The sequence below is a fragment of the Neobacillus massiliamazoniensis genome (genome assembly GCF_001048695.1).
In the GTDB taxonomy this organism is placed as follows: Bacteria; Bacillota; Bacilli; order Bacillales; family Cytobacillaceae; genus Neobacillus; species Neobacillus massiliamazoniensis.
Window position 1 is genome coordinate 651,800 of record NZ_CVRB01000004.1, and the last position, 11,866, is coordinate 663,665.

General features: G+C 40.0%; 10 protein-coding genes. 2 read left to right on the top strand and 8 right to left on the bottom strand.

The window, feature by feature from the left end:
* Window positions 1-18: 18 nt before the first annotated feature.
* From hemB to hemA, 5 genes are read right to left on the bottom strand one after another with little or no spacing between them, the layout of a single operon-like run.
* Window positions 19-999 carry a porphobilinogen synthase gene (gene hemB, locus BN1082_RS21115; protein ID WP_090637874.1) on the bottom strand — a complete coding sequence of 327 codons (981 nt, stop codon included), beginning with the start codon at window positions 997-999 and terminating at the stop codon, window positions 19-21.
* 49 nt (window positions 1,000-1,048) lie between these two features.
* Window positions 1,049-1,828 carry a uroporphyrinogen-III synthase gene (locus BN1082_RS21120; RefSeq protein WP_090637877.1) on the bottom strand — a complete coding sequence of 260 codons (780 nt, stop codon included), beginning with the start codon at window positions 1,826-1,828 and terminating at the stop codon, window positions 1,049-1,051.
* On the bottom strand, window positions 1,822-2,763 hold the full coding sequence (gene hemC / locus BN1082_RS21125; protein ID WP_090637880.1) for a hydroxymethylbilane synthase: 942 nt from the start codon (window positions 2,761-2,763) through the stop codon (window positions 1,822-1,824). The genes BN1082_RS21120 and hemC overlap by 7 nt, the downstream gene beginning before the upstream one ends.
* A gap of 16 nt (window positions 2,764-2,779) precedes the next feature.
* Entirely contained in the window at window positions 2,780-3,613 is an 834-nt protein-coding gene (locus BN1082_RS21130) for a cytochrome c biogenesis protein (protein WP_090637882.1), read from the bottom strand.
* A 13-nt stretch (window positions 3,614-3,626) separates the two neighbouring features.
* Complete coding sequence (hemA, locus tag BN1082_RS21135; protein WP_090637885.1) at window positions 3,627-4,970, bottom strand: glutamyl-tRNA reductase; 1,344 nt, start codon at window positions 4,968-4,970, stop codon at window positions 3,627-3,629.
* Between the two features lie 330 nt (window positions 4,971-5,300).
* On the opposite strand from hemA, the gene BN1082_RS21140 reads away from it, so the two are divergent.
* Window positions 5,301-5,789 carry a LiaF transmembrane domain-containing protein gene (locus BN1082_RS21140; RefSeq protein ID WP_090637887.1) on the top strand — a complete coding sequence of 163 codons (489 nt, stop codon included), beginning with the start codon at window positions 5,301-5,303 and terminating at the stop codon, window positions 5,787-5,789.
* Between the two features lie 28 nt (window positions 5,790-5,817).
* Here the strand turns inward: BN1082_RS21140 and yihA are convergent, their stop codons facing one another.
* The 3 genes from yihA to lonB all read right to left on the bottom strand — a co-directional run bounded on the left by yihA (window position 5,818) and on the right by lonB (window position 10,665).
* Complete coding sequence (gene yihA, locus BN1082_RS21145) at window positions 5,818-6,399, bottom strand: ribosome biogenesis GTP-binding protein YihA/YsxC (protein ID WP_090637889.1); 582 nt, start codon at window positions 6,397-6,399, stop codon at window positions 5,818-5,820.
* Window positions 6,396-8,723, bottom strand: a complete 2,328-nt coding sequence (lon, locus tag BN1082_RS21150; protein WP_090638479.1) for an endopeptidase La — start codon at window positions 8,721-8,723, stop codon at window positions 6,396-6,398. Before lon ends, yihA begins: the two co-directional genes overlap by 4 nt.
* A gap of 274 nt (window positions 8,724-8,997) precedes the next feature.
* Window positions 8,998-10,665, bottom strand: coding sequence for an ATP-dependent protease LonB (gene lonB / locus BN1082_RS21155; protein WP_090637892.1), 1,668 nt, complete (start codon window positions 10,663-10,665; stop codon window positions 8,998-9,000).
* A 223-nt stretch (window positions 10,666-10,888) separates the two neighbouring features.
* Here lonB and BN1082_RS21160 point away from each other — a divergent pair, with 223 nt between their 5' ends.
* Complete coding sequence (locus tag BN1082_RS21160) at window positions 10,889-11,797, top strand: nuclease-related domain-containing protein (protein ID WP_090637894.1); 909 nt, start codon at window positions 10,889-10,891, stop codon at window positions 11,795-11,797.
* Window positions 11,798-11,866: the final 69 nt, after the last annotated feature.

Sequence of the window (11,866 nt, forward strand, 5' to 3'; positions counted from 1 at the left end):
CCTCTTTTCCAATAATGTTTATTCGTCTTCTTTTAACCAGCTGATCGCATCTTTTGCATGGTAGGTAATAATGAGATCAGCACCGGCGCGCTTCATGCCGATTAACATTTCAAGAACGGTCTTTTTCTCGTCAATCCAGCCGTTTTGAGCAGCCGCTTTAATCATGGCATACTCACCGCTAACATTGTAAACAACTACTGGAAGGTTAAAATTATTTTTGACATCCCGAACGATATCAAGGTAAGGCATTCCAGGCTTCACAATTAAGAAGTCTGCACCTTCTGCAACATCCGATTCTGCTTCTCTAAATGCTTCCATCCGGTTTGCAGGGTCCATTTGATAAGTTTTCCGGTCGCCAAACTGCGGTGCACCCTCTGCTGCTTCCCGGAAAGGTCCATAAAATGCGGATGCATATTTCACTGCATAAGACATAACCGGTACTTCCGTAAATCCAGCTTCATCCAATCCAGCACGGATGGCGGTAACGAACCCGTCCATCATATTGGAAGGAGCAATAATATCTGCTCCAGCTTTTGCCTGACTTACTGCTGTTTTAACAAGCAATTCAAGAGATGGGTCGTTGAGGATTTTTTCACCTTCTACTACCCCGCAATGGCCGTGGCTTGTATATTCACACAAGCATGTATCGGCAACAATGATGATATCCGGAAATTTTTCTTTAATAAAACGGGTTGCAACTTGGACGATGCCATGATCATGGTATGCTTGTCCGCCACACTCATCTTTCGTTGCTGGGATTCCGAATAATAAAACAGACTTAATCCCGTGAGCAACGATGTCTTCCATTTCTGCTTGAAGATGGTCCATTGAAACCTGGAACACTCCTGGCATGGAAGATACTTCTTTGCGAACATTTTCTCCTTCAATAATAAATAATGGATAAATAAAGTCCTCAGCCCGTAAATGATTTTCCCTGACAAGTGCACGCATATTGGCACTTGAGCGAAGGCGGCGATGACGTGAAAATTGAAGTTCCATTTGTGAATACCCCCAAAATAATTTTCATGATGTTACTAGTTTATCACTTTTATTCACCATGTTCTAAATAAGTAATTGTACTTTTAATCATTTCTTTAACGGTATATTCTTTCGGTGAGGCATGAACAGGTAATCCGTATTCGTGAAGTTTTTTTTCGGTACTTGGACCAATGCAGCTAATAATACATTCTTTTAGCTGTTCTTCTAGTGCATAATCCTGTACAACCCCCATAAGGTGGTCAACCGTTGACGGACTGGTAAACATCAGAATATCGAGCTGTTTTTCCGCTAGCATCCTTGCTAATTTCTGACGGCTTTCCTCCGGCATGTAAGTTTCATAAATAATAACCTCATCGACATGGGCACCAAGTTCAGTAAGAGAGCCCGCAATATATTCTCTGGCAAGATTCCCTTTTGGGATCAGTACCCTCGAACTGCTTTTTATCAAGGGTGTAAACTCCTCCACGAAGCTTTCCGCCACAAAGGCTGTCGGGACAAACCCGACCTCCAATCCTTTTGCTGCAACAATTTCTGCCGTTTTCTTCCCAATTACGGCGATTTTCGGATCGTTTTTAACCGCAGCGATGGGAACCAAGGAAAAAAAAGTTTCAACCGCTACATTACTTGTGAAAATAATCCAATCATATGTATCCAATGCTTTGAGCACTGCTTCAAGGCACTGATTTTTCACGATGGGGCGAAAAGCAAGAAGAGGGATTTCAATTGGAATCCCTCCGTACTGCTTAACAAGCTGCGAAAAGGATTTCGCCTGCTTTTCTCCTCTTGGAACAAGCACTTTTTTTTCAAGAAGAGGTGAAGGTTTTAGCATGATCCCTCAAGCTCCCGTTTCACTTTTTCAATAAGGTCTTTTGCCCCTTTTTCGATTAACTGGTCGGCGGCGTGAATCCCTAGCTCTTCCGGATTAAAGCCTCTAAGTTCCTCTTTGAACACAACTTGCCCTTCTGGGGAAGCTACGAGAACATCTAGGATAATTTCATCGTTTTCCTCAACACGGGCAAAACCAGCAATTGGTACTTGGCAGCCGCCCTCCATTTTTTGTAAGAAAGCCCGCTCTGCCCTTACGGCTCTTTCCGTTTTTTTGCACGTAAATTTTTCAAATAGCGCTAATAGCTCGCGGTCATCTTCACGGCATTCGATCGATAAAGCCCCTTGACCAACAGCTGGAATGCAAATATCTGTATCTAAAAATTCAGTTACCGTCTCGGATGCCCAGCCAAGGCGTTTCAGTCCCGCAGCGGCTAATAGAATGGCATCGTACTCTTCTTCCTCTAATTTATTTAATCTTGTATCGACATTTCCACGAATCCACTTGATTTCTAAATCCGGTCGTTTCATCAGCAATTGGGCACTACGGCGCAAACTGCTCGTACCAATAATCGATCCTGGTTTTAAATCGGCTAATTTAATATGCCCCCTTGAAATGAGAGCGTCGCGATGATCTTCACGAAACGGAATACAGCCAATTGTCAGACCCTCCGGTAAGAAAGCAGGCATATCCTTCATACTATGTACTGCCATGTCAATCTCTTTATTTAGCATTTCCTGCTCAATTTCTTTTACAAATAGGCCCTTACCGCCTACTTTAGAAAGGGTTACGTCTAACACTTTATCCCCTTTTGTGACGATTTCTTTTACTTCGAATTCAAACTGGTCTCCCCCAAGCTTTTTTAGCTGATCGATAACCCAATTGGTTTGTGTTAAGGCAAGCTTGCTTCGTCTAGAACCTACTATTATTTTTCTCATGAGAGCCTCCTAAGGTTTACCCGTACCAAAAATGAAAAGAAGATAATTTACCAAATAAGAAGAAGTTAATTAACACAATTAAAAAAGAAGCGACATTCCATAACGCTAATGACTTTCCAGCTTGCTCTTTCCCAATTCGTAAATACAAATAAATGCTATACGCGATTAATAACAGAAATGAGCCAATGATTTTTATATCATACCAAGGCATCCCAGGTAGCTTTAGAAAAGCCCACTGCAAGCCTAAAATTAGGCTTAACATCAGCATTGGAACACCGACAACTGCAAAAATATAAGACAATCGTTCTAATTGTTCTAAATCGGCAATTCTAATTAATCTTTTTCCCCATTTCTTTCTTTTCAATAGGTCGTATTGAATGAGATACAACAGCGAAAAGACAAATGATAAAGAAAATGCTCCATAGGAAAGAATCGCCATTGTAATATGGATCAAAAGCAGTTCAGAAATCAACTGCTTGCCCATTATATGTGAACCGTATTCTACCGGAGCAAATGTGTGAATCACCATAACGATAAAACCAAGGATATTGGTAAAAAAAACGATAAAATCAACTTTTAATAAGTGGTTGATGATGACAGATAGGGTGATTAAGACCCACGTATAAAAATAAAGACCTTCCATGATCGTCAGAACGGGAAATCTCCCTGTCTTATACATATAAAAAATGAAAGATATTGTTTGTACAACCCATACAAACGCAAGTAACCAGAAGGCAATCCGATTTGCCTTCCGGTTATGGTTTAGAAAATCGAAAAAATATAACAGCACACTGAAGGCATATAGAATGACTGTAAATTCATGCAGCCTTGTCATAAAGATGTTGGTCATACCCCTTTACCCCTTATGACTGAAAGGAAGCCTGCGGGACATTTACCATCGGAATATTGGGTTCGGCTGCTTTCGATTGTTGTTCCTGAACAGTATCTTCAATATTAAATATTTTCTTAAATAATTCCAAAGCCTCGTTGGCATTTGGTTGGGCAGCCAATTCCTTCACCTGTGAAATGGGATCCTTTAAAAGCTGGTTAATAATACTCTTTGTATGTTTATTTAATACTTTCCTGTCATGTTCAGATAAAGGAGCTAGCTTTCGCTCGAGGCTAACCATTGTTTCTGCTTGAATGGCTAATGCCTTTTCCCTTAGAGCTGAAATAACAGGAACCACACCAAGTAAACCAAGCCATTGCTTGAATTCAACGATTTCCTTTTCAATCATCAGCATGATTTTTTCAGCTGCTTTCTTACGCTCTTGCAGATTAGCTTCGACAATCCCCTCTAAATCGTCGATATCGTATAAAAACACATTTTCCAGCTCAGCAATCTTGGGATCCAAGTCGCGGGGAACTGCAATATCGACCATAAACAATGGCTTGCCCTTCCGCATTTTTTCCACCTTCGCCATCATCTCTTTTGAAATGACAATCTCGTTGGCGCCAGTAGAGCTAATGAGGATATCGGCATCCACTAAGGATGATTGTAGCTCTTCTAGCGTTTTGGCCTCTCCACCGAAACGATTCGCAAGATCCTTCGCCTTTTCAAAGGTCCGGTTAATAACCGTAACCTTTCGTACACCGTTTCCGTGCAGGTTCTGTGCCGCAAGCTCTCCCATTTTCCCTGCACCCAAAATTAACACATGCTTGCTTTGTAATGTTCCAAAAATTTTCTTAGCCAGTTCAACGGCAGCGTAGCTAATAGATACGGCATTAGCTCCGATTTCGGTCTCCGAATGTCCGCGTTTCCCTACGGTAATTGCCTGTTTAAACAGGTGATTAAAAATAGAACCGGTTGCCGCTTCCTGCTGCGCCAATAAAAAGCTTTCACGTACTTGGCCTAAAATTTGAGTTTCACCTAAAACCATCGATTGAAGTCCGCACGTTACTCTGAATAAATGATCAACTGCTCCATCCTCTTCATACACATAAAAATAAGGAGAAAACTCTGCTTGATCAAGTCCAAACCATTCCGACAGAAATTCTTTAATATAGTATCGGCCTGTATGTAGTTGATCAACTACAGCATAAATTTCCGTACGATTACACGTAGACAATATTATATTTTCAAAGATGCTTTTCTTGGTGTTTAATTTTTTAATGGCATCTACAAGGTCAGATTCACTAAATGTTAACCGCTCACGGATTTCAACAGGGGCAGTTTTATAGTTAAGACCCATCACTAATATATGCATTTGGAAAAGGACACCCCCCTTAAAAAGAACAATACAAACTATTCTGATTATATCATGAGTATATTATACTATTTGCTCACAATTGTGAACAGAAAAGGAAACTATTGTGGTAAAATGAAAAGCAAAAGCGCCTTGGACATGGACTTAGTGCTAGACAAGCACTTCTCAAGGCTTTGCCTTCAAAAGCGATTGGCTGTAAAATTTAGAGCCCTTAGCCGCTGGAGCTAAACAATTTTCAAATTTTTTATAATCGACAAAATCCTTCCTTATGTACCGTACCAAAAAAACTAACTAGATTCAAGTGAACCTTACTGGAAGTGGTGTTTTTAAATGAAAAATCAACGAATTTTTACTGGAGTCATTTTAATTGGATTCGGCGCTTACTTTTTCCTACAACAATTAGGAATTACTATTTTTCAACAATTTTTTACGTGGCCCACATTAATCATGATTGTTGGAATTGCCTTTTTAGGTCAAGGCTATGGCTCCAAAGAGGCAGAATCCATTCTTCCAGGCGTGATCATGACAGGTTTTGGCCTTCATTTTCATCTTGTCGGTCATGCTGCATTTTGGCCGCAAAATACAGTCGGTATGTTAATACTTATCATTTCAATTGGATTTTTTCTCCGCTTTCAAAAAACGGGCACTGGATTATCTCAAGCCTTCCTATTTTTCATCCTAGCGATCCTACTGCTATTTTATAATAAGCTTGCCGGACATTTGGGGATACTCCAACATGGCGTATCATTTATCGGGAAATTCTGGCCAGCACTTTTAATTGTTATTGGTTTCTATTTTTTACTAAAAAAGAAAAAATAAACGCCCTGAAAATCGGGGCGTTTATTTTTTACATATAACTTTCAATGATAGACCATGCTTTATCTTTTCCTTCGCCTGTTTCTGATGAGAAAAGGATAATCTGGTCATTTTTATCAAGGTCTAAGGTTTCACGTGTCACTTTTAAATGCTTTTGCCATTTTCCTTTTGGAATTTTATCCGCCTTTGTTGCAACGATCAAGCAAGGAATTTCATAATGCTTTAAAAAATCATACATCATCACATCATCTTGGGTTGGCGGATGACGCAAATCAACAATAAGTACGCAAGCTTTTAATTGCTCGCGGGAAGTAATATATGTTTCAATCATTTTCCCCCAAGCGGCCCGCTCCGTTTTTGATACTTTGGCATATCCATAGCCCGGAACATCTACAAAATGGAGAACTTCATTGATTAAAAAGAAATTTAATGTTTGCGTTTTACCAGGTTTTGACGAGGTCCTGGCCAAGCTTTTTCGATTCAGCATCTTATTGATAAACGAAGATTTCCCTACATTTGAACGGCCGGCAAGGGCAAATTCAGGAATTTCCGTTTCCGGATACTGCTCTGGTTTAACCGCACTAATGACTATATCTGCACTTGTTACTTTCACTTTACCACACCTTCTAATAGTGCATGCTTTAACACTTCATCGACGTGGGAAACAAGCACAAATTCTAATTCATTTCTAACACTTTCCGGTATGTCATCAATATCCATTTCGTTATCTTTTGGAAGAATTACTTTTGTTAAGCCCGCACGGTGGGCACTGAGCGTTTTTTCTTTTAACCCGCCAATCGGAAGTACCCGGCCCCTCAATGTAATTTCTCCTGTCATTCCTACTTCACGGCGAATCGGTCTACCTGACAATGCCGAAACCAGCGCCGTTGCAATTGTAATCCCTGCTGATGGCCCATCTTTCGGAACAGCACCTTCGGGAACATGGATATGGATATCATATTTTTCATGGAAATCTTCTTCAATTCCAAGCTCTTTGGCTTTTGAACGAACATAGCTGAAGGCAGCTTGAGCCGATTCCTTCATGACATCACCAAGTTTTCCGGTTAACACAAGCTTCCCTTTACCAGGTGCTAACGAAACCTCGATTTGCAGCGTGTCGCCGCCAACAGTTGTGTATGCCAGACCTGTTGCCACACCAACCTGATTTTCCGTTTCTGCCTGACCATATCGGAATCTTGGTTTCCCAAGAAATTCTTCAATGTTCTTTTCCGTGATCACCACACGCTTTTTCTTACCGGAAACAACAATCTTGGCTGTTTTTCGGCAAATTGTTGCCATTTGTCGTTCGAGGCTTCTGACCCCTGCTTCCCTTGTGTAATAGCGAACTACCTTTAGAATCACATCATCACGAACCTGAAGGATTCCTTTTGAAAGGCCATTTTCTTTAATCTGCTTTGGCAGCAAATGATCCCTCGTAATATGAACCTTTTCAAGCTCCGTATAACCAGCAATGGTGATGATCTCCATTCTATCTAAAAGCGGTCCCGGAATGGTGGATAAATTATTGGCCGTCGCAATAAACATCACCTTTGATAAATTATATGGTTCTTCAATATAATGATCGCTAAAATTGCTATTTTGCTCGGGGTCCAACACTTCAAGCAAAGCGGACGATGGGTCCCCGCGGAAATCGCTCGACATTTTATCAATCTCATCCAATAAAAAGACTGGGTTAATGGTTCCAGCTTTTTTCATTCCTTGGATAATTCGACCAGGCATTGCGCCAACATAAGTCCTGCGATGCCCGCGAATTTCAGACTCATCACGTACACCACCAAGTGATACACGGACAAAATTACGATTTAAAGATGTAGCGATTGAGCGAGCAAGACTTGTTTTTCCAACCCCCGGAGGTCCTGCAAGACAAAGAATCGGCCCTTTTAAAGAATTGGTCAGCTTCTGAACTGCTAAATACTCCAGCACGCGTTCCTTTACTTTCTCCAATCCATAATGTTCCTTGTTTAAAATTTTCTCGGCCCGAAGGATGTCAATGTCATCCTCTGTCTTTTTTGACCACGGCAATGAAATAAGCCAATCAATATAGTTCCTGATGACGGAGCTTTCTGCAGAGCTAGCTGGAACCTTTTCATAGCGATCAAGCTCCTTAAGGGCTATTTGATGAACATTTTCAGGCATACCGGCTTGATTGATTTTTTCAGTCAGTTCCGCAATTTCACCCGTTTTCCCTTCCTTGTCACCTAATTCCTTTTGGATTGCTTTCATTTGTTCACGCAAATAATACTCTTTTTGCGTCCTTTCCATGGAACGCTTCACACGTTGTCCAATCTTCTTTTCAAGATTTAGGACTTCTTTTTCGTTATGAATGATACCAATGACTCGATTAATCCGTTGTTTCACTTCAATGGTTTCCAGAATATCCTGTTTTTCTTTCAACTTGATTGGCAAATGGGAGGAAATGATATCCGCCATTCTGCCAGGTTCCTCGATATCTGCGACAGACGCATACGTTTCTGCAGAGATTTTCTTAGATAATTTTATGTATTGCTCAAAATATTCAAGCATCGTCCTCATCAAAGCCTGGTCTTCCACATCTCTCGTATCGGGATCCTCATGGGTTACAATACTGACGGAGTAATACTCTTCTTCATCTTGAAAGGACACAATTTCCGCCCTGACTAACCCTTCTACCAATACTCGGATTGTTCCATTTGGCAGCTTTAACATTTGTTTAACTTTTGTTAATGTCCCCATCCTGTATAGGTCTTCTTCCAATGGTTCATCTATAGAAACATCCTTTTGAGTAGTTAAAAAAATGAGATGGTCATCTACCATCGCTTTTTCCAGCGCCTGTACCGATCGTTCACGACCAACGTCTAAATGAAGAACCATCGTCGGATAGACTAAGAGCCCCCGAAGCGGTAGGAGGGGAACGTTTAATTCGTTATTTTTCGCCAAAATCTGCACCTCCAAATGCAAAAAATCAATAAAAGCTAAAATCTCTTTTTTCAATTCTATCTTATTTGTAATAATGTGTCTAATAATAGGAGAAAAGACACTTTCATACGATTTATTTTCCCCAAATAATTGATTTATAAATGGAAAATTGCTTATTGATTGTTGGCAAAAATTTTTTACAAAATGCATGCGTCTGTTTCACTTAGTGCTATGATTTATATTTATACAAAAAAACTTCGGTTTGCCAATTCTAGGTACAAACCGAAGCTTTTACTTATATCGATTCTTTTTTGGAGAGTTCGATTGCTGCAGGAATAGTATTATTATTTGCAAATTCATTGACTAGCGCCATTTCGAAAACCTCATGAAGATGATTGACCGGAACAATGTTAATACCCTCAATTTCATTCAAAATGGATTGCATGTTTTCTTTTGGTATGATGACTGTTTTTGCCCCAGCCTTTTTAGCAGCCTTTACCTTAGGAAACACTCCTCCAATCGGCTTAACATTCCCATGAATGCTGATTTCTCCTGTCATCGCTACCGTATTGTCAATTGGCATTTGATAAATGGCCGAATAAATTCCCGTCGCCATGGCAATCCCAGCCGACGGGCCATCAACCGGAATCCCGCCAGGAAAATTCACATGAATATCGTAATCATTTGCGGGCACCCCCATCGATCTTAACACGGTAATGACATTTTCAATCGAGCCACGCGCCATGCTTTTTCTACGAATCGATTTACCTTGACCGCCAATGCTTTCTTCTTCCACAATTCCCGTAATATTAATGGTACCTTTTTCTTTTGCCGGAATGACTGTCACTTCGATTTCGAGCAAAGCGCCAGAATTGGGGCCGTAGACTGCCAATCCATTCACAAGCCCAATCCGTGAGCTGTCATTGATCTTTCGTTCCATCCGAGGAGTCATTTGACTCGAATGGACAACCCATTCAATATCTTCATCTTTAATAAAGTTTCTGTCTTCCGTAATCGCAAGACCCGCAGCAATTTGAATCATGTTGACTGCTTCGCGTCCATTTCTTGCATACTGGGAGAGTGTCTCCACACCAGTTTCGTTAATAGCGAGATTAACTTTTTTAGCCGCCTTTTTCGCTACAGTGATGATTTCTTCTTGATTTAAATCCCTAAAAAAAACCTCCATACAACGGGATCGGATCGCAGGTGGGATTTCGTTCGGTGTTCTTGTAGTAGCCCCAATTAAGCGAAAATCTGCTGGAAGGCCATTTTTAAAAATATCATGAATATGTGTAGGAATCTGCGTATTTTCCTCATTATAATAAGCACTTTCCAAATATACTTTTCTGTCTTCCAATACTTTTAAAAGCTTATTCATTTGGATAGGATGCAATTCTCCAATTTCATCAATAAATAGTACACCGCCATGCGCATTGGTCACCGCACCTTGTTTTGGCTGGGGAATTCCCGCCTGCCCCATCGCACCTGCTCCTTGGTAGATAGGGTCATGAACCGAACCGATTAACGGGTCTGCAATTCCCCGTTCGTCAAAACGAGCGGTTGTCGCATCCAATTCAACAAAAACGGACGATGGTTTAAATGGAGATTTGTGGTTCTTTTTCGCTTCTTCTAAAACTAAACGGGCAGCCGCCGTTTTTCCCACTCCAGGCGGTCCATAAATAATGACATGCTGCGGATTTGGACCACATAATGCTGCTTTTAATGATTTGATCCCGTCCTCTTGTCCAACTATATCCTGAAAGCTCGTAGGTCTCACTTTTTCTGCTAATGGTTCCGTAAGTGAAATCGAGCGCATTTTACGAAGCTGCTCCATCTCCTTCCTAGATTCCCTATCAATGGAGACTTTTTGTGTGCGCTGATTCTTAAGCAAATTCCAAAAATACAGCCCGATGATGATTCCAAAAAAAAGCTGTATAAATAAGGCAATCCCCGTCCAACTCATATATTTCCCTCCTGCACTCCTTAGGATATTAATAAGTATTTCCTGCTTAGAGATGGAATAAACATGGAACCAGATATTGGAGAAACGAGGAATGTAACAAAATATTCATTCATTAAGTGTGACTGCATTGTTTTTTTCTTTAAAATTAATAGTGAGTCCCTGTGGATTCGAGGAAAATTTATTACGATTGATAACCTTCGTACCGTAAGAAAGGATGTGGAGTATGGCATTTAAAGATCGAATTGTATCCGATGAATTAAAAAAATGGAGAAGTTTACATGCTCGAATGGTTTTAACAGAAGAAGAAAGAAAGTACTATTTAAACAAAGAGAAAGGCTTCGAAGGTGAATTGAGGTTTGATGAATTAACTGAAAAGCTTACTGGAGATCAGATTATTCTAAACGATTTGCTGCTTGAGGTGAATGGAGTTACATTTCAAATTGACACAACTATCATTTTTCAGGATACAATTGACCTATTTGAAGTTAAAAATTATGAAGGAGATTATCTTTTTAAACAGAACAGATTTTACATTAACTCCGAATTAGAAATTCTGAATCCGCTCGATCAATTAAAACGATGTCAAACCTTATTCCGACAGTTACTTCAAAATCTTAGCTTTAAAATTCCCGTTGAAGGAAGGCTTATCTTTATCAACCCCGAGTTTACTTTATACAACGCCCCCGAAAACAAGTCCATTATATTTCCAACACAGATTAACCGTTTTATGAAAAAATTAAATTCAAAACCATCAAAAGTAAATGGAACTCATAAAAAGCTTGCGGAGCAGTTGGTTTCCTTGCACCAAACAAATTCAAAGATAAACATGTTGCCTAATTATGAGTATCATCAGCCTCAGATGGGGATTTCTTGTGCGTCTTGTCATTCTTTAATGACGTCTGTCAAGGGGACTAAGTTAATTTGTAATGTATGCGAAGTCGAAGAAAAGCTGGAGTCTGCTGTAATGCGAAGTGTATGGGAATTCAAGTTACTATTTCCAGATAAGGAAATTACTACAAATAGTATTTTTGATTGGTGCAAGGTTGTTCCGTCAAAACCGATAATTAGAAGAATTTTGCAAAAAAACATGAAGTCGATAGGTATTGGTCAATGGTCCTATTATGAATTCTGAACAAATCTTTATTTGTAACCTAGATTGGTTTTTACTTTTTTCATTTAATTTCTCAATTTTGAAGCTAAT